This is a genomic window from Pseudomonas sp. RSB 5.4 (genome assembly GCF_037126175.1).
Lineage (GTDB): Bacteria > Pseudomonadota > Gammaproteobacteria > Pseudomonadales > Pseudomonadaceae > Aquipseudomonas > Aquipseudomonas fluorescens_H.
Genome location: NZ_CP146986.1, coordinates 1,163,229 through 1,183,858 on the forward strand (window position 1 = coordinate 1,163,229; position 20,630 = coordinate 1,183,858).

Consider the following 20,630-nt stretch of genomic DNA (forward strand, 5'->3'; position numbering starts at 1 on the left):
GCGCAGCGATTGAATGCTTGGGTTATTGAGCTTTTGCGAATGCTTGAGCCATTGCTGTTTGCGGGCCTGACTGCTCGACGGCTCGTTCCGCCGAGAGGCATTCGGCATGATCGAACCATCCGAAGTGGCAGACATTTACATCGATGCCCATCTTCTCGGCCAGCCACTGGTAGGCACCGGTTCGGCTCATGCCGGCCTTCTCCATGTGGTCGTGGAATGCTGCCTTGCTTCGGTTCCGCAGGGCTCGCAACTTATCGTCGGCAAGCGTGCCAAGCGGGATGTCCGTTTGTGGATGCAGGCCGACGTAAGCTCGGCAGCCCCGACACAGGTAGGCATACGGCCAGTCACCGTAGCTGCGACCTCGGTAAATTTCCGAGTTACAGACCAGGTGCACGTCATCCCCGCAATACCGGCAGTCCGCTGGTGCGGGGATTGGATTCTTCACGCGTTTGAGTGCGCGTCGGCTGACGTGAGGCAGCGGAGCAGGCGCAGCAATGCGCTCGGGGGCGTTCGCCCGAGGATCGAGTGGCATATCGGTATTTCCTATTGAGTGATGCGATCGGCGAGGGCGCTGAGCAGCATCAGGAATGTGAAAACGCCAAGGGAAGAGAACGCGCCGCGCCAGATGATCAGGCGGCGCGCCCATTGGCGACTGGTCACGGCCGAACTCTCACGGCGATGCGCTTGCCCTTCATGGACGGCGCCAAGCGCTGTGGGAGACTGGCGACCAGATCCTCGCGCTTGCGACCGATGACCTCGTTGAAGGGAAGGCCGAAGCCGAGCAGGGCGATCTTGTTTTCGATGTCCTCCAATTGCTCGTCGATCAGCGATTTAACCGGTGCCGTACTCATGCGTCCTCCTTGCGCCGCTGACAGGTGTCACGCAGGCGTTTGCAGTAGTGGTTGAACTCGTCGGTGGTGATCGCGCCATCGGTGAAGAGGCGGGTGATCAGCCCCTGTACCAGCAGGCTGATGTCTTCCTCGCCGGCGGGCGCTGACACCCCATCAAGGGCTTGGTCGATCAGGATGTGAGGGCTCAAAACCCGCACTCCCGCTCTACGCGATCGCTTTCGCGCTTGGCATCTCGGTATTCGTTGGCGTGCACCGCGACCAAGTCGCCGGCGAGCGTTCGAACGATCTGCGGATCACCGCCGACGGCTTCGATGGCCCACTTGTGCAGTACACCGCCATCCCCGCGACAGATCAGTTCGATCAGGATCTTCTCGATGTAACGATCGGGATCAGGGTTCGCGGCCATGTGATCGGCCAGCGCCTCTGGTAAGTGGTCCGCGTTGACCAGGACCCTGCTTCGACCTACCGGGTTGGGCGCCTCGACGTGGCGCCGATAAAGCAGATCGTCGACCGACTCGGTCAGCCATTCCTGACCTGCCTCCGTGTCGAGAAAGTCGTCTTCCGGGATAGGCTTGCGTAGAGCTGACATGGTCGTCTCCAGAGTGGCGGGGTGTTGATCCAACAAAACTCGGATGCACTCGTTCGCTCCGCTGTTTGCCGTTGGGCGCGGAGGGGAGTGCATTCGGGATTGGTCGGGGAGGGGGTCCCGGTCTCGCTACTGGCGACAGACCGGGTTTGCAGCATCAGATTGTCGACGTGCGTAGGGGTGGCCTACCTCATTCGGCCGATGCGCGGTGACATCGACGGCCTACTGTCCGCTGCCTGTATGAGTGATGGGCGCCGGCCTTCAGGCTTGCCGCGCCGCGCGAGGTGGATCAGGTCATCTATTTCATGATGGTCATCCTCCAGTGCGCGCCGTTGGCATCTTGGCGGGCGCTCGCCGCTCTCAGGTTTTGCTGCATGCAGGCGTCCAGTGTCTGCTGGGTTGGCGTCCGCATCGGGGTGTGATCTACGCGAGGTCGTCACCTCTGGCTTTGCCTGCCGCCGCGCTTCGTCGACGGTGCTCAGTGGCTGGTCTGATTACGAGTCAGGTGCCTTGCTCCGCTGTAGATCACACCCCGATGCGCTCTCATAGAGAGGATCGGGCAGTTAACGACAGGCTGTCGTGGTACCTGTTTTTACAGGGACAGGCTCCCTGTTTCCTCGCTTTCCACAGTCGAGGGAAAACCATATGCTTCGACCTCCACAGTCGAAACAAGGAGTGCAGTTATGGCGGAATATATGGCTCGAGTTGAGCTGTTCAGGGCCGATGGCGAGGACTACGCCGACCTTCACGAAAAGATGGAGGCTCTAGGCCTGAAGAGAACGGTTAGATTTGATGACGGGAAAACATACAGCATGCCGATAGGCACGTACTTCGGAACAAGCGCCCTAAGCACGTCCTTATTGAGAGATAGGGTCAAATCCATTTCTGACCCACTGACCTCAAGACAGTCAGCATCTATCTTTCTCTGTCGCGTACAGGATCAGGAATGGTCGGCATTTCTTTACGAGGCCTGACTCGATCCGCCGCTGGATGATGCCTCTCTTCCTTTTGGCATTTCACTGACCCAGTAAGCCAAGTAGTTCGATGCGATCGCGAAAGCCTCATCAAAACTGACGCTCTCGTCGGTCGCAATCTCTTGAACAATTTGGCGAAAGCGTTCTATCTGTTCGTCGTTCATTTCCTTCCTCCGGTTGTTTTCCCAATGCACCCGTCACCAGGTGCATCAGTGAAACTTTCCGCCGTGACCCGCTACTGGCGGCCGTCATCGGCTTGAATCGAATGTCTGGTCACTCACCGCGCCGCCGGTAACCGGTGGGCGAAGCTCGATTCCACCCAATTACCGCCGGGGAAGGCGGGGCGCATTGCTTGCCGGGTTACTCACACGGTTAAGGCGTTTCACCATCGATCAGCCGTACAGGTTTTTCCTGTCGTGGGCAGGCTTTCGGGCCTGTCTGATCGCCGGTCGCCGGTAGAGGCAATGCGGTCTGTTGTTTGGTTGTTGCGCTGACTGTTAAAGAGCGGCGCGGCTTTCGCGGCTGGGCCGGTGTTGTCTGGCTTGCGAATAAAAGTAGCAGTGCTGCTATTTAAAGTAAATAGCACTGCTAATAAATAATTTGTGGGCGTAAAAATGCCCGCGCTTGGCGGGCTGAAGAACCGTATCTTGGAAAGGGTGTTGTAGCAGGCGGGCAAAGCCTCAAAAGGAGGTGGCGATCGCCTGGGCTAATTGACCGTCTGTCATATGCGGGAGAGGGTAGTACGCACGGTAATGTCGTACCGCTTGCTCAAATTGAGCGCCTCGGGTCTCGCCGTCTGAACCAATGAAGGCGAGTGCATCGCCTTCCGGCTGGCGAGCAAGTGCTATCTTCGAGGGCAGCCTATTTTGAAAGATCGAATGGACAGCGCTTCGTTCCTAGCGTCTTTCTCATCTTGATTTTTCATTGAGAATGTACCGTCTTGATAGCTCTTGGCCATGGCACTGTTATTTCTATCGATCTCGCCGTAAATGTGAGCGCACTCAGCGGACTTTGCTTCGGCAGTAGCCGGCGGCGGTGCGTTTTCGACATCGAGTACATATTGAGACTTTTGATAGGCGCATCCAGCCAATATGGATAGCGAAAGAAGTGCAATGATGTTTTTCATGAAACCTCCGTGTCATTTTCTGTGAATCTAGTGCCCTAAACAGCGCCAGCTTGAGGCGCGCCGCGGAAGACTTGCGGTTTTCGATGGGGCGAGCCATCAGCGTGCTGGATCCTTGGCCGCCATATTCGTCACATCGCGCTTATAGCCTTGTTGGGCTTGCTGAGGGGCATCCCATACCCCTACACATTAACGTGAGTACATCGCCCACCAGAACACATGCCCCAGAATCGAAATCTGCTGCTCCTGGATCTGCTGGAACGTGTAGTCCTCGTCAGGATGTTCATCACGGTTGAAGCTGCGTAGGCGAATTCCGATCGGGATCCGATAGACCTGCTTCACTCGAAGCTGCCCGTTGTGGTTGATGGCGTACATCTCGCCGTCGACGATGTCACTCAGTGAGTTTTTCCCCACGTTCACGCCTACAGTGGCGCCGTCGCGCAGCACGGGCACCATACTGTTGCCGCCTACTTTCACGCATTTCGCATTGCTGAACTGAACGCCGTTGTGGCGCAGATCCTTCTTGTTGAAGCGCAGACGCGAGTTGGCGTTTTCCTCGATGGCAAATCTGCCAGAGCCGGCCGCCAGTTCGACTTCGTGAAGGAAGGGGACGTAGACCTCGTCGTCATCGAGAGGGGTGTCGTCGTCCCAGGTCTCGATGCTCCCTAATTTTACGCTTGGCTGTATGCGCTCCTGCTGCACGCTGGCAACAGTGGATACCAGTCGAGAGCTGACCTCGCTTGCATCGAAGTTGAGCGCCTTTGCGAGCTTCAGCAGCGCTTCAACATTTAGTGGCACCTTCCCGGTGGCGTATTGGCTGAATGCGCTTTGCCCGGACCATCCGCATGCTTCGGCAACGTCCGCCTGCGTCAGGCTGCGCCCGGCCGCTTTAGCAGCTGATTTCCGCTGTTCGTAGATAGCTTTGAGCCTGGCGCTCTCGGCGACTTCTTCGGGGGTGAGGGGGCGACGTATTTTCATACGAATAAGAGTATTAGCAGAGCTGATATCCAAGCAAACAGCACTGCTAGTATTTTGTTGCTGATAAAAAGCAGCGCTGCTACTATCCATGGCAAATATCAAGCCGTGGAAATTCCATGAAAAAGATCCCTTTGAGCAAATACCTAGAAGAGCACGGCACTCAAGCCGCGCTTGCTGCTGCTCTCGGCGTGAACCAGAGCGCGATCTCGCAAATGGTTCGAGCCGGCAGAAGCATTGAAATCACCCTTTATGACGACGGCCGTATTGAGGCGAATGAGATTCGTCCGATCCCGGCGCGCCCAAAGCGAACAGCTGCCTGAGGCAGTCATTGCTTACTGCCCGAGCAAATGATCGCCCACGCACTGGCAGGGCGCCACGGAAACAAATTTGAGGTTTTACGAATGGAAGATTTTCTGCGGGCCTGCCAGAGCGCTGTCCTCGACAACGAAGCCAAGACCCTTGCTGCAAAGATGGGCGTTCCTCACGTTGGCCTGCTTCAGCGCGCCAACCCGGACAACGATGCACACCACCTGACCGTGGAGCATTTGTTCGGGATTCTGTTGCACACCGGCGACATGCGCCCTCTGGCAGCACTGGCGAGTGAATTTGGTTTTGACCTCATTGCGAAAGCTGCGCCGGAGCCGCAAGCGTTGACCAAATCACTGATCAACGTCGGCAAAGAGGTAGCCGATCTGACCATCGCGGTGCACCAGGCGCTGGATGACAACCACGTCAGTTCTTTCGAGAAGAGCTTAATCCGCCAAGAGATCAACCACGTTCGGCAGAGCCTAGACGTGATGGATGCCTCGGTGAAGGCCGCCTGAATTCCGGGCACAAAAAAGCCGACGGAGAAGGTCGGCTGATTCGCAAAACCAGAGAGGCCCGATTATGCAGAGCCATCCCATTTCAAGCAATACCTTCAACAGTGTCGCGACACGTTTTCAAATTTCTCAAAACGTGTCGCGAGCTTTTGTCTTTTCCGCTCACGTCAGGAACATCTGACATGCAGTTCACCGTCACGATCAATCAGGTGAAGGCGTTGGAGTGGGGGCTGAATTCTCAGCAGGCCCTGCTGTTCGCTTTCGTCTACGGCTGCCCGAGCTGGACAAAGCCAATCAAGACTGACGACGGGATCTTCTTCGCGCTGAGCATGGCCAAGATCATCGAGGAGCTGCCGCTGCTCACTGACAAGCCAGACACTGCTTATCGCATGCTGAAGGCCCTGGAAGAGGCGGATTTGATTGAGCTTTCCAGCACCTCGAACATCACGCTGTTCCGCCTGACCGAGAAGGCGATCGAGTGGAACCCGAATCGCATGGGGCACGTCAGCGCTTATCAGCCGGCTATCCAGCCACCTCGTCGCCGAACAAAGAAAAAGCCCATCCCTTCAAAATTGCGAACTCTCGTTTTTGCTCGGGATGGGCATGTCTGCCTGCGCTGTGGCTGTTCGGTGCGACTCCGCTTGAGAGTTGACCATGTCATTCCAGAGAGCCAGGGTGGCGAAGCATCCATGGAAAATCTTCAAACACTGTGCATGTCCTGCAATAGCTGGAAGGGTGTTCAGACCATCGATTTTCGCGGTATCACCGGAGGTGCCGCATGAGCATGGGCCTTATGGTCGCCGCTATGAAGCTTCGCGTTGGTAACCCACTGCGTAAGCTGGTTCTCATCAAGCTGGCAGACAATGCCAGCGATATGGGGGAGTGCTGGCCGTCCTACCAACACATCGCCGATCAGTGCGAGATCAGCAAGCGTTCGGTTATGAACCACATCACCGCGCTGTGTGAGTCAGGGCTGCTGCGCAAGGAAATTAGGAAGGGTGGGCCGAAGGGCAACTCGTCGAACGTTTACTTCCTGACCCTTGATGGTGGTGCACCTCCTGCACCAGGGGTAGTGCAGCAGATTCACCAGGGTGGTGCAGCAGGTTCACCCCCTAGTGAATCTCCTGCACTAGGGGGTAGTGCAGGAGCTGCACCCAGAACCAGTCACTCTTCTGAACCAGTCAATGAACCGGTCATTGAACCAATTGCACCCCCGGCTTCCGCCGAGGTCGTGCCGGTTCAGTCCCGCAATCTGGTTCTGGTGGTTGATCGCACCGATGCGCCCCGGGTTGAAATTCCCGCGGACATGCCGGGCCCGAAAGACCAGTCCTGCAAAACCTTCAAGGTCTGGGCGAACTACGCCATGGCCTACCGCAAGCGCTACAGCACCTGGCCTGTGTGGAACGCCAAGGTTGGTGGCCAGCTCGGCCAACTGGTCGACCGGCTCGGCACCGATGTCGCTCATCACGTCGCCGCGCACTACCTGAAAACCAGCGATGCCGCAGTCCTGCGCAAGTGCCACAGCCTCAACGAACTGCTGGCAAATGCCGAGAGCTACCACACCCAGTGGGTGACCGGTCAGCGCATCAACGGGACAACCGCGCGCCAGATGGAACGCACCGAGGCGAACGTCTCCGCCGCCGAGCAGGCTGCACAAATGGTCTTGGCCAAGCGCCAAGCAGGGGAGCGCAATGAGTACCTTTGAAATGAACGACCAGCAGGTTGCTGGCCTCGCCGCCGCGATCTGCGCCACCGCCGAGGCCATGGGGCAGGAAATGAACCCAGGCACTGCGGCGATCATGGCTGAAGATCTTTGCGCTTACTCGGTGCCCGCCGTGAAAGCCGCGCTGAAGGCTTGTCGCTTCGAGGTGAAGGGAAAGCTCGCCATGGCTGACATCCTCCAGCGAGTGCAGGCCGCCGACGGGCGCCCGGGCAAGGACGAAGCTTGGGCGATCGCCATGACCACCAATGATGAATCTGAAACCGTGGTGCTGACCGACGAAATCCAGCTCGCACTGGCTGCTGCAAAACCTGTCCTCGATGCCGGCGACAAGGTTGGTGCGCGCATGGCGTTCAACAGCGCTTACGAGCGTCTGGTGGGGCAGGCTCGGGAGGACAGCAAGGAGGTGAACTGGCATGTGTCTGTCGGCTTCGACGCCAATCGCCGCACGCAGGCAATCACCAAGGCCTTGCAAATGCAGCGAATCCCACAGGAGCGCGCTCAGCAGTACCTGGCCGACTTGAGTGTTGCGCCGGTAACTGAAGACGGCCGGGCCGTGGTTGCGCTGCTCACCGGTGAGGTCGCGCGGCCTTCCCCAAAACTGCGCGAGAAGCTCGCCGCGGTGAAGGACTCGATGCTGGCCATGCGCAAAGCCTCGGACGAGGAAAAAACAGAACTGCGAATTTTGGCAGCCAACAAGCTGGCCGATCGCCGGGCGCTGCTGATTCGGCAGGCCGAACAATTGAAAGCAGGGAGCGCGGCTCAATGACCGATACCACTGAACAGAAAAAGCAGGCTGAGGCCGGCTTCAAAAACTTCCACCGCAGCCTTTGCGAGCGCTTCGGTTACTACCACGACGAGATCGACTGGCAACGTGATCAGGTGTCGCTGGAAGAACACATCGCCACGCAGTTCAGCCACGTCAATGCGGAGAACGCTGCGCTGCGCGGGCAGGTTGAGGCTTTGCAGCGGGGCGCCGGGCAGCTCCAGGAGCAGAACGAGGCTCTGATTCAGGACGCCGAGCGCTACCGCTGGCTTCAGCACGGTCACAGCGGCTACATCGAGGTCGTCGAATGGATCGGTCCGCACGCTGCCGGGATGATCGGCGAAGATCTCGACGCGCTTGTCGACGCTGCCATGGCCAAGGCGGTGCAGCCATGAACAATTTCTTTGCAGGACTATTTTTTGCCGCTGTGCCAGCGCTGCTTGCCGGATTCGCATTTGCGCTAGTTAGCCCATGGCTTGGTCTTTTCGTGGGCATCGGCATGTTCGGATTCGGCCTAGATCTGTGCTTTCGCGGTAGCGGAAAGGATGGGCGGCCATGAACCCCGAATACACGATCCGAGACCAGCGAGACATCAATCGCCTTGCCGGCGTGCTGCACGCCATCGACCTGAGCAAGCCAAAGGTAGTGGTGATCCGCGACGAGAAACGCCCGGACGTCTGCAACCGCAAGATGTGGGCAATGCTCAAGGACGTATCCGAGCAGGTCATCTGGCACGGCAAGAAGCTGACCAGTGAGGACTGGAAGTGCCTTTTCAGCGCCTCGCTGGAAAAGCAGCGTGCTGAGCCCGGGCTCGACGGTGGCTTCGTCGTGATGTCTGTATCGACCCGCAAGCAGTCGCAGAAGTGGTTCAGCGATCTGTTCGAGCTGATGCATGCCTTCGGCGCCGAGTATGGCGTGCGCTGGACTGAGCAAGACAAGTGGGGAGGGCGCTACTGATGCGGACTGCCATCAAGGAAAAGAAGGCGCCCAAGCCGAAGAAATGCCGTGTTGCCTCCTGTGGGGCCTCATTCGTCCCTCAGCGTTTGGGTCAGGCAGTTTGCAGCCCAGCCTGCGCGCTGAAGGACGCGCCCCGGAATGAGCAGAAGGCGAAGAAGGCCATCGACCAGCGTGATCGCCGCGAGATCAAAGTCCGCAAAGAGGAACTGAAGAGCAGGGCGGACCACTTGCGCGAAGCCCAAGCCGCGGTGAACGAGTACGTCCGCCTCCGCGATGCGCACCTGCCGTGCATCAGCTGCGACTCAATGCCGAACGACAACGACCTGATCACCGGCAGCCGCTGGGACGCCGGCCATTACCGATCCGTCGGCGCCTGTCCGGAACTGCGCTTCGAACCCCTGAACATCCACCGCCAGTGCGTGAAGTGCAACCGCAACCTGTCCGGCAACGCGGTCGAGTACCGAATCCGGTTGGTGCAGCGCATCGGCGCCGACATGGTGGCCTGGATCGAAGGGCCTCATCAGCCCCGCAAGTACACCGTGAAAGAAATCAAAACCATCAAGGCCGAATATCGGGCAAAGAACAGAGAACTGAAGAAGGGGCACGCAGCATGAAAATCAATTCAGCGCGCCAGGCATGGCACGACTGCAACTACAACCCGGCCCCGGGCCAGACTTCCGACGCTGCGGAACTGGGGGTAGTAGTTCAGAGCACTGAGCGAGGTCCGACAGCGTATCCTGCGATGCACGCAACGCTTGCCGGTCATATTCAGTCGGCCATTGCCCGGCTTCACTTTCAACTCCGGGCATTCGGCAACGCAATGTATGCGGCTGAGCCGACAGGTGACGATCGGGAGGAGGCCGAAGCTGCGGTTTTCAATCTCGCCTGTTCGCGGGCAGCACGCATGACCGCCAGCAAGCGGGAGCGGGCCGAATACGTTGCCAAAGGCGTTTTTCGTCGTTACCGCTACATGCACCAAGGCGGACAATCGGCCAACGCAGATCCGCTGATAAAGCCTGAGTTGTTCAGAGCCTGGATGAAAGGGGAGTACGACGTCGAGCTGCCATCCGCAGCTTGGGGCCGTGATTGGGAGCCATTCGTGCAGCTTTGCTTCGATGCCTGTTACGACATCGACGCGCGCGCATTGAGTCCAATTGGCGGGGTGATTTATAAAATGAAAGAGGCCGCTTGACTTCCCGCACGGCTGAGGGCATGATTTCTCCATAGTTAGTATTTTGCCTTCGGCAACTTACTTGAGAAAGCCGGTTCTGAAACCGGCTTTTTTATGCCCGCCAGATAGCAAAAAGCCCCGACAAGTTCGGGGCTTTTTTATGCGCGGTGAAAAAAGAGAGGGCGACTCCAAAGGGTGCTGTAACACCCAGGGGAGACGCTAGATCGCAGATAGAGCCTGCAAGCCAGCCAAGGCCCTCACTGCTCGCGCGAGCGGGACGGAGCCTAGCAGAAAACCAAATGGACTTGCAGATGTTAAAAGAATGCAGATGCGGAAAATGCAACAGACTTCTCGCCCGCGTGGGTGAGTTTACCGAGCTCCAGATCAAATGTTCCCGATGCGGGACGTTGAATCATGAGAAGGCCGCGAGCCTCGAGCGATCGCCTGTGAGCGACATGAAAGCGGAATTCTCCGCGAACAATCATTCGACTCAAAAGGTATGCTAATGGAACTTCCACCAATTAATGTTACAGCTCCTGAACCATTTTACCCTGGACTTAATCAAAGTGGCGGCGGTACTTTGCAAAGCCCCGCGGTAGTTATGAACCAAATGCAACTAATTCGGAATAACTACTACGTCAAAGGGATGTGGCGTGAGGTGATCGTTAAGCTCTGTTCGGAAGCAGAGTATTATATGAATAAGAGTGGCGGGCAGTTCGCAGAATGGATGGTCGGAGAGCCATTTCGCCGCGATTTAAAGGTTTTGCCATATGCGGACAATTATATGTGCGTAACTGGTCTGTCTCCTGAGGCGGCATTGTGGTATGCATATCGCAACCCTCTGCTTGTCACTCAAGCAAATGCTGTAATGCAATCAAATCAGCTATCCGCCACAGATTTGGGCCCTGTATCTGCTTTGGGCCACTTCATCTATGGCGATGGCAATAGCGTTGTGATGGATATCAACAAGCTAGGATTGAAGCCTTCCGTTACGAGCATTCCACTTTTGGACCAGCATCTAGCTTCTATGCCAATCGGCACGTCTAGTGTCCTGATTGACAAAGTTCCTTATGATACTTTTGCAGATTCGTTTAATACTGGCGTAATTCTTGGGCATATCACCCTGAAGATTGAAGGTACCGCTACGAAGTCTGAAAGCGGGGCGGTTACTTTCAATGGGGAGGCCCGCGCCTATCATGACAAGTATGACGCAAACCAGGGATCGTTCAGAAACGCGCTTCCAGAGGCTGCCACTACTATTTTGCGCAAAATCCAAGAGGTGACAAAAGCCAAAGAGTATGAAATTGAAATCAGAGGTTCTCTGCCAATCAATATTCAGCGGTAATTGAGTTGTTGGAGAGGTGAGTCACTCGCGTGACCTCCCTAGAAATATCGTCATGCCGGCTACCAATCGGCATGACGAATATTGTGTGTGGAGTTTGTGTGTATTTTGTGTGGTTTTTTTGTGATTTTGAGTTAGGAGTTTGACGGAGTCGTTTCGATGGACCTAATATTCGTCATCTCTTATGGATTGATTTGACTGTAGTAGGTGGACGCTAAATGAACTCTTGGAAACGGCTTTTTTTTTCTGCTTGCAATTTCTTTGTCAGCTTTTTTGTTGTTTGCGTATTCAATTGCTGGTATGCCGGAAAACCCTAATGATTTGACCGATACGGTCGGCGTCCCCGCGGCTTATATGTTTGCGATTTTTCTTATGGTTTTTGGAGTCTTTTCTTGGGGTGTTTCATTAATAGGATTGCTAATCCATGGCATCGTGAATGATGAACGTGCCATGTTCCGAATTTTTATTTTCTGCATCATGAATTTCCCTTTATTCCTAACTTCTGCATTCGGGGTTTTCTCGGTTGCAGTATTTTCATACGACTCAATTATTGGTATCTTGGCTGGTATTTTGTTTTTTTCGATAATGGTCTGTCTCTTTTTAATGGTGCTGCCAGCTTCAAAGGATAAGCGGAAGCTGATGGAGCAGGATCGCCTATAGATACATTCTGATGCAGCATTCCAGGCCGTACTGACTCCGGGTGGCTCGAGACTGGACTGCGAGATCGATACAAAGGGGCGTCGACGCTGGGATAATCTTCGACCGACAGTTCGGCAAGAGGAGTGCACCTATTCAGGGCCTCTGCCAATGCAGGGGCTTTTTGTTTTTCGCAAGAAAGCTATTTGCAAAAGGAATTTGCAGATGTTGAAAGAATGCAGATGCGGAAAATGCAACAGACTTCTCGCCCGCGTGGGTGAGTTTACCGAGCTCCAGATCAAATGTTCCCGATGCGGGACGCTGAATCATGTGAAGGCCGCGAGCCTCGAGCAATCGCCCATGAGCGCCATACGCCCAATATAGAGGCCTGAACTTAAATCAGCTCAGTAACGGAGTTTAAAATGGAAAACGCAAACTCAGCGTCTCAAACCTTGCAAGATCTTTGGACTCAAGTACAACCGGTGGATAACACCGGCATGCTTAGGCGCGTGGTTTTTGCGCAAGGCAAGTTTTATGCGGTTGGTGGCAACGGTCTTACCACAACCACTCAGGTTGTCAGCGGAGGCGCAACTGGTACAGCGTGGACCAAGCTTAAGGGCGCCCTCACCTCTGATAGCGGAAAGGTCCTCAACGAGCTGTACTGGAACGGTATTGGGTCATCGCTTCAAGCCCTTTCTCAATCCGGCAATCTGTTCTTCGGCAGCGCAGACCACCCTGAAAGGGTTTGGACAGACCTTACGGCAACTGTTCGCGCGTCCGCAGACTTGCAAGGCATTGTGTTTTATCAGCCAATTTACGGCGAGAACTACACCTGGATACTGGTTGGGTCTAACGGTAAAGTCTTTTCCCGTTATGGCGATTGGTCAGGCCAGGTGGAGCGCACTACGACCTTCACCTCTAGCGAGACTGTGCACTGCGTCAACGTCATTGGCAGTTTTGTGTTGATTGCGGGATCGAATGGGAAGCTGCTTAGCGCTGTGAAGATGGCGACGGATAATCCGCAAACATTCACGACCAGAACCAGCACCTTCGGCTATAGCACCATCCTTTCCATGAAGCTTTGCAACGGGAAAATGTTTATCGTTGGTGCGGATGGCAAGATGGCATATTCATCCGATGGGCTTAGCTGGACTGCTGTTGAAGATACCAGTTTCGGTGGAACCATCATCCGCGACATTGCTTACGGTAATGGCAAGTATGTAGCTGTCGGCGACGGCGGCAAGACAGCCGTTTCCGAGGATGGGATCGGCTGGGTTCAGCAAGCCAACACTTTCGCAGGAACCGATATCCGGAGCGTCGCCTACGGCAACGGCAATTTTATAGCTGTTGGTGCAGGCGGCAAGATTGCTTACTGGACTCCATGATCTTCTATCTCCTTGCGTAATAGAGCCCAGCCGTCGCGCTGGGCTTTTTCATTTCTGATTCAGGCTCGTCACAGCCAGGGTGGCCCTTCGGGGGATGCCTGGACGTCGATAGCCGGATAGTGCGACGTACGGAATCAACACCGGCAGCCCGCGCACCCTGACCTCAAACTTGCTTTCGGGGTGGCGCGAGACTGGATCATCGAGATCGATGCATAGGGGCGTCGACGTTGAGAGAGTCTTTGGCGGACAGCTCGGAAAGACGAGCGCACCTATTCAGGGCCTCTGCATTCGCAAGGGCTTTTTGTTTTCGGCTCCCCACCCCCATAGCTCTGAGCTGGGAGTGCAGCGGGGCCGACCTATTCACATGCACCCACGGAGTCGAGCGCATGGATTCTTTACACCGCCTGCTCGAGCTCATCGACAGGTTCGGATTGCTGATCGCGGGATTGGTCGGCGCCGTTGTCGCCAGTTGGTGGCATAAGGACGATCTAACGGATTGGCGTGCTTGGATTGTCTTTCTGATTACGGGAGTCGCCTGCTCGATTTATTTGACGAGCATGGTCAGCGCCTACCTGGGCGTAACAGAGCCGAAGATCGTTGCAGGTATCGGCTTTTTGCTTGGGGCATTCGGTGGGTCGCTCCTTGCAGCCATCAACCGTGCAATCAAGTCCGCTGACCTCTGGGCGCTCATTCGCCAGCGGTTCGGGGGAGGCAATCCACCATGAATTTTGAACTGATCAACTCTATTGCCTGCGGCTTGATTGCCTTGTGGGCGACCTGGTGTGTTCTGAGCGGTCGGGTGCGTGACGGTGTAATTGGCAAGCTGATCTATTCGGCGATTGCCATCAGCGGTTTTGTGGTGATGAGCCGGGAGCAGACCATCTTCATGATGGGGCCGACCACTGCCGGTATAACCCTGCACGTCTCGCTGGCGCTGGCCGGCATGCGCCACATCTTCATGGTCATCTGGTGGCAGCGGGTGAAGGCCTGGCTCTGCCGGACGCTGAACTGCGAGCACTGCCTGCGCTGCGAAGAGGCGCCGGGCGGGATCGACCGGCGCGGCAAATAAGTCGTGTCATCCTCTCTTGGAGGCAGTCACTTCACTTGCTATTCGAACCGGGACTTCTTGATATCGCCATGCTTGTTTTGCAAATAAATGGTGTATGGCAGAACGAGAGTGTCCGCGACTGCTGAAATTCCCATGTCCAGGGCGATTAGAGCTGCAGCGGGGTGTCCGTCAAACCCATTGGTACGGCGCGGCTCCGCATTCAATGTGCAGTAGTCAAGGATGGCACCACCGTAGATGCGAGACACCGAATCGCAATGGGATTGCCAGCGAGCCAGTTTATTGCTGGTGATGGAATCGTCCCGGAAAGTCGTGTTGATCGTTCCGCACCCGGTCACTGAGGCGGCCGCGAGCATCAAAACAATGTATCTGAAGGTCATTGGTCGATTCCGTTCGAAAGAAATGAATGGTAGCTGTTTATCTGGAGTGGAGAAATCCACTTTCACAAGTCGCGACACGTTTCGCGAATCAGCAAATTGTGTCGCGACACGGGAGCAGCGCATGACCGCAGAAATCCATGACATCGCCGACCAACGCCCGCACCTGACAGTAGCGGCGGTTGACGGTGTCCACGTGATTCCTTGTGACCTGGTGCGTGCGGTGATCGCTGGCGATAAGACATCGACCATCCTGACCGAGCCGGTTCTGCGCCGGATCATTGAAGAGTGGTTCGGGATTGTGGAGCAATAGGCGCCGGAGACGATTGCGGGTGGCCTTATGATATTGTCCGCTTCCGTCTGCGTAAAAAGGAGAGAATGATGTCTGTATATTTGGAGCCTATCGTTGGTGGAGACATCCCCGAAACTATGCGAGGCCCTGACGTCAAGATGGTATTCGCCGTTGTAGCGAATGGTACGGTTATGAAGTATTTCTATTCAAAAGACGAGGCGCTTAGTTTCGCGGCTCATCTTGAGCAGCTGGAGGAGGAGCGACGGCCCAAGTTCAGTTCTGGTCCAGGCATGTAAAAATGAACCCAGCTATCAAGCTGGGTTTTTTGCATTTAAAGGGAGGTGAGATGGGCAGGCCATACCCTCCAGCGTCGCTAATTGAGTTGTCCGAACTATCCGATCTTGGCATTCGACTAATCCCTGCCCCTGAAGTATGGGAGTGGCTGCAAGTAGAGATCCTCGCCGACACCGGAAGCATTCACAACGAAGATCACGCCCATCTGATCGATGCAGACATTCGCGTGATGTGGGCGTCCTCTGCCTTCACAAAGAAGGGTCGCACTGTGGTTGGTCAAGCTGAGCAGGTGGCGTTCCGCGCTGGCGGCTGGCAGAAGGCCCGGATGGAACAGCAGATGCGGGATTGGTTCGGCGACGTGCCGGCTTTCATCATCACTCTGGCTGCTGACTACTGCGCCGACTGTACCGATGCTGACTTCTGCGCACTGGTCGAACACGAGCTGTATCACATAGCCCAAGCGACCGATAAGTACGGCCAGCCAGCATTCACCCAAGACGGATTGCCAAAGCTTGAGATGCGCGGACACGACGTCGAGGAGTTCGTCGGTGTGGTGCGTCGCTATGGAGCAAGCCCAACAGTTCAAGAGCTGGTGGACGCTGCAAACAATCCTGCTGAGGTGGGGAAAATGAACATATCGAGGGCCTGCGGAACCTGTCTGCTCAAGTCGGCCTGATTCTGGACAGGCTCTGGACGGATGAAAACCTATGGCAGCCCTTCAAAACGACGTGAAGGCCTTTATCGTTCAGGCCTTGGCATGCTTCGACACGCCGTCACAGGTTGTTGAAGCCGTCCAAAAGGAATACGGGATAACGGTGACTCGCCAACAGGTAGAGACGCACGATCCCACAAAGACATCAGGGAAAGGCCTGGCCAAGCGCTGGGTGACGATGTTTGAAGACGCCCGCAAGCGCTTTCGCGAGGAAACCGCCGAGATCCCGATCGCCAACCGCGCCTACCGTCTTCGGGCCATGAACCGGTTTGTCGAGCGGGCCGAGACGCTGAAGAACATCGGCCTCGCCATGCAGATCCTCGAGCAAGCCGCGAAGGAAGTCGGCGACGTCTACGTCAATCGACACCGGAAGGATGAGCCTGACGACGAACCGGCAATCCCGACGCGCATTCAGGTCGACGTAGTGGATGCGAGGAAGCCGAATGCCGAGCCTTAACGTTCCGCAGTCGCAATTCCTGCTGTTGCCCCATAAGTTTCGCGCTTTCGTTGCTGGATTCGGCTCCGGAAAGACCTGGGTCGGATGCTCAGCCCTGAGCAAGCATTTCATGGAATGGCCCGGCGTCAACGCTGGCTACTTCGCTCCGACTTACCCGCAGATCCGAGACATCTTCTATCCAACGATGGAGGAGGTGGCCTACGACTGGGGGCTGAAGACCAAGATTAACCAGGCGAACCATGAGGTTCACATCTACAGTGGTCGCCAGTATCGCGGCACTGTGATTTGCCGGTCGATGGAGAAGCCGCAAACCATCGTCGGCTTCAAGATCGGTCACGCTCTGGTCGATGAGCTGGACGTGCTGACGTCGATCAAGGCGCAGCAGGCCTGGCGCAAGATCATTGCCCGGATGCGGTACAACATACCCGGGCTGAAAAACGGCGTGGACGTGACCACAACGCCGGAAGGCTTCAAGTTCGTCTTTCTTCAGTTCGTGAAGCAGTTGCGCGACAAACCGGCGCTGAAGGAAATGTATGGGCTGATCCAGGCCAGCACCTTCGACAACGAGCTAAACCTGCCTGATGATTACATCGCCTCGTTGATGGAGTCGTACCCCGAACAGTTGATCCGCGCTTACCTGAACGGTCAGTTCGTCAACCTGACATCCGGGTCGATCTATCACGCTTACGATCGCAAGCTGAACCAGTGCTTCGACACGGTCCAGCCCGGTGAGCCTTTGTTCATCGGCATGGACTTCAACGTCGGCAAGATGGCGGCGATCACCCACGTCAAACGTGAGCAGGGCCTGCCGCGCGCCGTGGACGAGTTGATGGATGGCTATGACACGCCGGACATGATCCGTCGGATCAAAGAGCGGTACTGGGAACACACCGGCAACGACTACAAGAAGACCTGCGAGATCCGGATCTACCCGGACGCCTCCGGCGATTCGCGCAAGTCGGTCAATGCCAGCCTCACCGATATCGCCTTGCTCAAGCAGGCCGGGTTCACGGTCATCGCGCCGGCGGCAAACCCGCCGGTGAAGGATCGAATCAACGCCATGAACGCCATGTTCTGCAATGCGCAGGGCGAGCGGCGGTACCTGGTCAACCCGCTTAAATGCCCGACCTATGCCGACGGCCTGGAACAGCAAATCTGGGCGCCCAACGGCGAGCCAGACAAGAGCCAAGGCAACGACCACGCCAACGATGGCGGCGGTTACTTCATTCACCGCGAGTACCCGATCATCAAACCGGTCACCGCCATCAAAATGGGATACGCCCGATGAGCAACGACGTCTCCTTCAAACGGGCGGACTACATCGAAGCGCTTGGACGCTGGGCTACTGTGCGCGACGTGTGCGCCGGACAGCACCGGGTTGTCGACCGACTGCCGTACATGAACGCACACGACAAGTCGCCGGAGAACGTAGACCGAAACAAGGCCTATCGCGAACGGGCGGTGTTCAAGAACGCCACCGGTCACACGCGCAATGGCTTGCTCGGTTTGGCGTTTCACAAAGACCCGACGCTGACCGTCGCCAAAAAGATGGAATATCTGCAGGACAATGCCAACGGCTCCGGGGTGAGCATCTACCAGCATTCGCAGGGCACGCTCGAAAAGGTGCTTGAGGCTGGGCGGCATGGTCTGTACGTCGACTATCACCAAGACAGCGGCACCGGTGGGCACTCGGTGATCCTGTCGTACTGCGCAGAAGACATCATCAACTGGCGCACGGGCATGGTGAACGGACACTGCGTGCTGACTCTGGTGGTGCTGCGCGAATCACCGGAGATCGAAGACGGCTTCGGTTTCAAAGTGGTTGAGCAGTACCGGGAGCTGGCACTTGAGGCCGACGGCTTTGTTTGCCGAGTTTGGCGCCGGTCCGGGCCGAAAGGCGGCGGGCCGCTGGCTGTTGTTGAGGAGTTCAAGCCCACCGGTGCCGCCGGCCGCTTGAAGGAAATCCCCTTCACCTTCGTCGGCGCGCAGAACAACGACCCGAGTATCGACGAATCACCGCTCTACGATATCGCCATGATCAACTTGGGCCACTATCGGAACAGTGCCGACTACGAGGACAGCGTCTTCTGGTGCGGCCAAGCCCAACCATGGATTTCCGGTCTGGATGAACAGTGGCGCGACTGGATGGAGAAGAACGGCGTTTACGTCGGCTCCCGCGCCCCGATGATGCTGCCAACAGGTGGCGCCTTCGGTTATGCGCAGCCGCTGCCGAACACATTGGTGAAGGAGGCCATGGCCGACAAAAACCAGATGATGATCGAGCTCGGCGCACGGATGGTCGTGGCTTCTCTCTCGTCCAAGACGGCGACCGAAGCCCGTGGTGATCAGTCGGCATCGACATCGGTGCTCGCCGGCTGTGTGGCGAACGTCAGCGAGGCGTACACCCGGGCAATCATGTGGTGCTGCACCTACATGGGCGTCGACGACGCGAAGGTTGCGTACCAGATCAACCAGGAATTCGTGGAACTGACGGCAGATCCGCAAATGATCACCGCGCTGGTCGGCCTCTGGCAGAACGGTGGATTCGCCAAAGCGGATCTTCGGGCCTATCTGCGCAAACTGGGCCTGATCGCGCCAGAGCGCACTGACAAGCAGATCGACGGTGAGCTGGCAGAGCAGGGCGACGGCCTGGGCCTGGACGATGAGGACAAAGTAGATGGCGGCAAACCAAGCAATCCTTGACGCCACGATTCGGCACGCGGTCTTCCTCGAAAAGCTGAAGGCTGGGGAGGTCGGCAAGTTCGCTCCCTTCCTGAAGGAGATCGACCGCTCGATCCGCGACCGGCTCACCCAGTCGGATCTGACCGAGTACAACGTGAAGCGGCTGGAAGCGCTACTGAAAGAGGTCGACAGTCTGCTGCTGGGCATCTTCGACCGCTACAGCGCGCAACTGAACCTCGACCTGATCGACATCGCCAACTACGAGGCTGAGTTTGAGGCTTCGAGCCTGGCCCGGTCTGCGCCGGTTGGTGTCTCGTTGGATGTGGTTGCGCCGACGGCAGCGGCTATCCGCACGGCGGTATTGACCAACCCCCTCAGTGTGCGCGGCACCGGCGGCGGTAAGCTGCTGAAGTCGTTCATCAAGGGCTGGACCAGTGCCGAGCGCGAGCGCGTCACCGGCACGATCCGGCAGGGCTTCTTCGAAGGGCAAACGAACTTCCAGATCATCCGCAACATTCGAGGCACCAAGGCAGCCGGGTACAAGGACGGCATCCTGGCCACCACCAACCGCAACGCCAGCACGGTTGTGCACACCGCGATTCAGCATGTGGCGTCCCAGGCGCGCATGGAGGTGGCCAAGGCCAACACTGACATCGTGTCCGAAGTCGAGATGGTCGCCACGCTGGACAGCAAGACCAGCCAGCAATGCCGCTCGATGGATAAGCGACGATTCCCGGTCGATTCCGGCCCGCGCCCACCGTTTCACCCGAATTGCCGAACAACGTTCGTCCTGCTGACCAAGCTCAGCGAGATGTTCGCCAAGGGCGCTACGCGGGCAGCTGTGGGCGCAGATGGAGCAGGGCAGGTTAGTGCGGGCCTCGACTATTACCACTGGCTTCAACAACAGCCCGCTTCGTTTCAGGACGTGGCTATGGGGCCGGCGCGGGCAAAGCTATTCCGAGAAGGCGGCTTGAGTGTCGAGCGCTTCGCCGAGCTGCAGCTTGATCGCAATTTTGCTCCGCTGACTTTAGCGCAGATGAAAGGTTTAGAGCCGTTGGCATTTGAGAGAGCAGGGTTGGTATAACACTACTTTCTCAACGGAAGTAACGCATGGATACGATCAGTTCTATCTACAAAGCTGCGGCGAATGCTCATGCAGATAGCCAGTCCGTTACCGGGCATCTCGATAAGCTCAAGAGTCTCCTGGGGAACAGTGACTTTTACAGGGAGCTGGAAAAATCCCTCGGATACAACGACAAAATCAGTAGGAACATCGCTGCTTCGGGTACGCCTATGGCCAGAGCGCTGGAAGTAAACCAAATGAGCGAATCCGAACGGTTGGAGCTGACCATGCAAGTGGATCTGGGGCTCTGACCGCCGAAGATCGCTTCATAACCCGCCTCGGCGGGTTTTTTTATGCCTGCAAAGCGGGCAACACAT

Annotated in this window: 31 protein-coding genes and 2 pseudogenes; 24 read left to right on the top strand and 9 right to left on the bottom strand. The window is 56.7% G+C overall.

The genetic code is table 11. From position 1 onward, the window contains the following. Nucleotides 1–22: 22 nt before the first annotated feature. From V9L13_RS05045 to V9L13_RS05080, 8 genes and pseudogenes are all read right to left on the bottom strand, one after another. On the bottom strand, nucleotides 23–532 hold the full coding sequence (locus V9L13_RS05045; protein WP_338801713.1) for a zinc-finger-containing protein: 510 nt from the start codon (nucleotides 530–532) through the stop codon (nucleotides 23–25). 124 nt (nucleotides 533–656) lie between these two features. Beyond that, complete coding sequence (locus tag V9L13_RS05050; RefSeq protein ID WP_064588260.1) at nucleotides 657–851, bottom strand: hypothetical protein; 195 nt, start codon at nucleotides 849–851, stop codon at nucleotides 657–659. Then, nucleotides 848–1,039, bottom strand: a complete 192-nt coding sequence (locus tag V9L13_RS05055) for a hypothetical protein (protein ID WP_103302231.1) — start codon at nucleotides 1,037–1,039, stop codon at nucleotides 848–850. The genes V9L13_RS05050 and V9L13_RS05055 overlap by 4 nt, the downstream gene beginning before the upstream one ends. Next, nucleotides 1,036–1,440, bottom strand: coding sequence for a hypothetical protein (locus V9L13_RS05060; protein ID WP_338801714.1), 405 nt, complete (start codon nucleotides 1,438–1,440; stop codon nucleotides 1,036–1,038). The genes V9L13_RS05055 and V9L13_RS05060 overlap by 4 nt, the downstream gene beginning before the upstream one ends. A gap of 958 nt (nucleotides 1,441–2,398) precedes the next feature. Further along, nucleotides 2,399–2,575, bottom strand: a complete 177-nt coding sequence (locus tag V9L13_RS05065) for a hypothetical protein (RefSeq protein WP_212809042.1) — start codon at nucleotides 2,573–2,575, stop codon at nucleotides 2,399–2,401. Nucleotides 2,576–3,091: 516 nt separating this feature from the next. Continuing rightward, nucleotides 3,092–3,238: pseudogene (locus V9L13_RS05070) on the bottom strand (DUF2388 domain-containing protein); the annotation flags it as partial. 17 nt (nucleotides 3,239–3,255) lie between these two features. Then, nucleotides 3,256–3,537 carry a hypothetical protein gene (locus V9L13_RS05075; protein ID WP_135295634.1) on the bottom strand — a complete coding sequence of 94 codons (282 nt, stop codon included), beginning with the start codon at nucleotides 3,535–3,537 and terminating at the stop codon, nucleotides 3,256–3,258. Nucleotides 3,538–3,723: 186 nt separating this feature from the next. Further along, nucleotides 3,724–4,512: a LexA family transcriptional regulator gene (locus tag V9L13_RS05080; RefSeq protein WP_135296921.1), complete on the bottom strand. Its 789-nt coding sequence runs from the start codon at nucleotides 4,510–4,512 to the stop codon at nucleotides 3,724–3,726. A gap of 116 nt (nucleotides 4,513–4,628) precedes the next feature. On the opposite strand from V9L13_RS05080, the gene V9L13_RS05085 reads away from it, so the two are divergent. The 17 genes and pseudogenes from V9L13_RS05085 (at nucleotide 4,629) to V9L13_RS05165 (ending at nucleotide 14,379) form a co-directional block, all read left to right on the top strand. Then, nucleotides 4,629–4,832: a Cro/CI family transcriptional regulator gene (locus V9L13_RS05085; RefSeq protein WP_025110113.1), complete on the top strand. Its 204-nt coding sequence runs from the start codon at nucleotides 4,629–4,631 to the stop codon at nucleotides 4,830–4,832. A gap of 81 nt (nucleotides 4,833–4,913) precedes the next feature. Further along, nucleotides 4,914–5,336: a phage regulatory CII family protein gene (locus tag V9L13_RS05090; RefSeq protein ID WP_135295635.1), complete on the top strand. Its 423-nt coding sequence runs from the start codon at nucleotides 4,914–4,916 to the stop codon at nucleotides 5,334–5,336. Between the two features lie 179 nt (nucleotides 5,337–5,515). Next, nucleotides 5,516–5,818: pseudogene (locus V9L13_RS05095) on the top strand (phage replication protein); the annotation flags it as partial. A gap of 9 nt (nucleotides 5,819–5,827) precedes the next feature. Beyond that, complete coding sequence (locus tag V9L13_RS05100; protein WP_338802826.1) at nucleotides 5,828–6,115, top strand: HNH endonuclease; 288 nt, start codon at nucleotides 5,828–5,830, stop codon at nucleotides 6,113–6,115. Beyond that, nucleotides 6,112–7,038 carry a helix-turn-helix domain-containing protein gene (locus V9L13_RS05105; RefSeq protein ID WP_338801715.1) on the top strand — a complete coding sequence of 309 codons (927 nt, stop codon included), beginning with the start codon at nucleotides 6,112–6,114 and terminating at the stop codon, nucleotides 7,036–7,038. The genes V9L13_RS05100 and V9L13_RS05105 overlap by 4 nt, the downstream gene beginning before the upstream one ends. After that, the gene (locus tag V9L13_RS05110; protein WP_338801716.1) at nucleotides 7,025–7,822 is read left to right on the top strand and encodes a hypothetical protein; all 798 of its coding nucleotides are present in this window, start codon (nucleotides 7,025–7,027) and stop codon (nucleotides 7,820–7,822) included. The genes V9L13_RS05105 and V9L13_RS05110 overlap by 14 nt, the downstream gene beginning before the upstream one ends. Continuing rightward, entirely contained in the window at nucleotides 7,819–8,214 is a 396-nt protein-coding gene (locus tag V9L13_RS05115; protein WP_338801717.1) for a hypothetical protein, read from the top strand. The genes V9L13_RS05110 and V9L13_RS05115 overlap by 4 nt, the downstream gene beginning before the upstream one ends. 160 nt (nucleotides 8,215–8,374) lie before the next feature. Next, nucleotides 8,375–8,776 carry a recombination protein NinB gene (locus V9L13_RS05120; protein WP_338801718.1) on the top strand — a complete coding sequence of 134 codons (402 nt, stop codon included), beginning with the start codon at nucleotides 8,375–8,377 and terminating at the stop codon, nucleotides 8,774–8,776. Next, nucleotides 8,776–9,390 (top strand): recombination protein NinG, encoded by a 615-nt coding sequence (locus V9L13_RS05125; RefSeq protein ID WP_338801719.1) that lies wholly within the window; start codon nucleotides 8,776–8,778, stop codon nucleotides 9,388–9,390. The genes V9L13_RS05120 and V9L13_RS05125 overlap by 1 nt, the downstream gene beginning before the upstream one ends. Then, nucleotides 9,387–9,968 carry a hypothetical protein gene (locus tag V9L13_RS05130; protein ID WP_338801720.1) on the top strand — a complete coding sequence of 194 codons (582 nt, stop codon included), beginning with the start codon at nucleotides 9,387–9,389 and terminating at the stop codon, nucleotides 9,966–9,968. Before V9L13_RS05125 ends, V9L13_RS05130 begins: the two co-directional genes overlap by 4 nt. A gap of 290 nt (nucleotides 9,969–10,258) precedes the next feature. Next, nucleotides 10,259–10,453 carry a Com family DNA-binding transcriptional regulator gene (locus tag V9L13_RS05135; protein ID WP_338802827.1) on the top strand — a complete coding sequence of 65 codons (195 nt, stop codon included), beginning with the start codon at nucleotides 10,259–10,261 and terminating at the stop codon, nucleotides 10,451–10,453. Further along, nucleotides 10,453–11,292 carry a lipid II-degrading bacteriocin gene (locus V9L13_RS05140; protein WP_338801721.1) on the top strand — a complete coding sequence of 280 codons (840 nt, stop codon included), beginning with the start codon at nucleotides 10,453–10,455 and terminating at the stop codon, nucleotides 11,290–11,292. The genes V9L13_RS05135 and V9L13_RS05140 overlap by 1 nt, the downstream gene beginning before the upstream one ends. A gap of 258 nt (nucleotides 11,293–11,550) precedes the next feature. Beyond that, on the top strand, nucleotides 11,551–11,949 hold the full coding sequence (locus tag V9L13_RS05145; RefSeq protein WP_338801722.1) for a hypothetical protein: 399 nt from the start codon (nucleotides 11,551–11,553) through the stop codon (nucleotides 11,947–11,949). A 201-nt stretch (nucleotides 11,950–12,150) separates the two neighbouring features. Continuing rightward, complete coding sequence (locus V9L13_RS05150) at nucleotides 12,151–12,309, top strand: Com family DNA-binding transcriptional regulator (protein WP_081794866.1); 159 nt, start codon at nucleotides 12,151–12,153, stop codon at nucleotides 12,307–12,309. A gap of 38 nt (nucleotides 12,310–12,347) precedes the next feature. Then, nucleotides 12,348–13,310 carry a hypothetical protein gene (locus V9L13_RS05155; RefSeq protein ID WP_338801723.1) on the top strand — a complete coding sequence of 321 codons (963 nt, stop codon included), beginning with the start codon at nucleotides 12,348–12,350 and terminating at the stop codon, nucleotides 13,308–13,310. Nucleotides 13,311–13,696: 386 nt separating this feature from the next. Continuing rightward, nucleotides 13,697–14,035, top strand: a complete 339-nt coding sequence (locus tag V9L13_RS05160; protein ID WP_025110102.1) for a hypothetical protein — start codon at nucleotides 13,697–13,699, stop codon at nucleotides 14,033–14,035. Next, a complete protein-coding gene (locus V9L13_RS05165) occupies nucleotides 14,032–14,379 on the top strand; it encodes a hypothetical protein (protein WP_338801724.1) in 348 nt (115 codons plus the stop codon). Before V9L13_RS05160 ends, V9L13_RS05165 begins: the two co-directional genes overlap by 4 nt. 38 nt (nucleotides 14,380–14,417) lie before the next feature. Here V9L13_RS05165 and V9L13_RS05170 read toward each other — a convergent pair whose 3' ends face one another. Continuing rightward, the gene (locus V9L13_RS05170) at nucleotides 14,418–14,756 is read right to left on the bottom strand and encodes a YceK/YidQ family lipoprotein (protein WP_338801725.1); all 339 of its coding nucleotides are present in this window, start codon (nucleotides 14,754–14,756) and stop codon (nucleotides 14,418–14,420) included. Between the two features lie 121 nt (nucleotides 14,757–14,877). Between V9L13_RS05170 and V9L13_RS05175 the strand changes: the two genes are divergently transcribed. The 7 genes from V9L13_RS05175 to V9L13_RS05205 all read left to right on the top strand — a co-directional run bounded on the left by V9L13_RS05175 (nucleotide 14,878) and on the right by V9L13_RS05205 (nucleotide 20,564). Continuing rightward, nucleotides 14,878–15,066 (top strand): hypothetical protein, encoded by a 189-nt coding sequence (locus V9L13_RS05175; protein ID WP_338801726.1) that lies wholly within the window; start codon nucleotides 14,878–14,880, stop codon nucleotides 15,064–15,066. A 325-nt stretch (nucleotides 15,067–15,391) separates the two neighbouring features. Then, a complete protein-coding gene (locus V9L13_RS05180) occupies nucleotides 15,392–16,015 on the top strand; it encodes a putative metallopeptidase (RefSeq protein ID WP_338802828.1) in 624 nt (207 codons plus the stop codon). A 31-nt stretch (nucleotides 16,016–16,046) separates the two neighbouring features. Continuing rightward, nucleotides 16,047–16,508 (top strand): DUF2280 domain-containing protein, encoded by a 462-nt coding sequence (locus V9L13_RS05185; RefSeq protein WP_338801727.1) that lies wholly within the window; start codon nucleotides 16,047–16,049, stop codon nucleotides 16,506–16,508. Further along, the gene (locus V9L13_RS05190; RefSeq protein WP_338801728.1) at nucleotides 16,495–17,796 is read left to right on the top strand and encodes a terminase family protein; all 1,302 of its coding nucleotides are present in this window, start codon (nucleotides 16,495–16,497) and stop codon (nucleotides 17,794–17,796) included. Before V9L13_RS05185 ends, V9L13_RS05190 begins: the two co-directional genes overlap by 14 nt. Beyond that, nucleotides 17,793–19,211: a DUF4055 domain-containing protein gene (locus V9L13_RS05195; protein ID WP_338801729.1), complete on the top strand. Its 1,419-nt coding sequence runs from the start codon at nucleotides 17,793–17,795 to the stop codon at nucleotides 19,209–19,211. Before V9L13_RS05190 ends, V9L13_RS05195 begins: the two co-directional genes overlap by 4 nt. Further along, nucleotides 19,186–20,274 carry a minor capsid protein gene (locus V9L13_RS05200; RefSeq protein ID WP_338801730.1) on the top strand — a complete coding sequence of 363 codons (1,089 nt, stop codon included), beginning with the start codon at nucleotides 19,186–19,188 and terminating at the stop codon, nucleotides 20,272–20,274. Before V9L13_RS05195 ends, V9L13_RS05200 begins: the two co-directional genes overlap by 26 nt. A gap of 26 nt (nucleotides 20,275–20,300) precedes the next feature. Beyond that, nucleotides 20,301–20,564: a hypothetical protein gene (locus tag V9L13_RS05205; protein ID WP_338801731.1), complete on the top strand. Its 264-nt coding sequence runs from the start codon at nucleotides 20,301–20,303 to the stop codon at nucleotides 20,562–20,564. The last annotated feature ends 66 nt before the right edge of the window (nucleotides 20,565–20,630 follow it).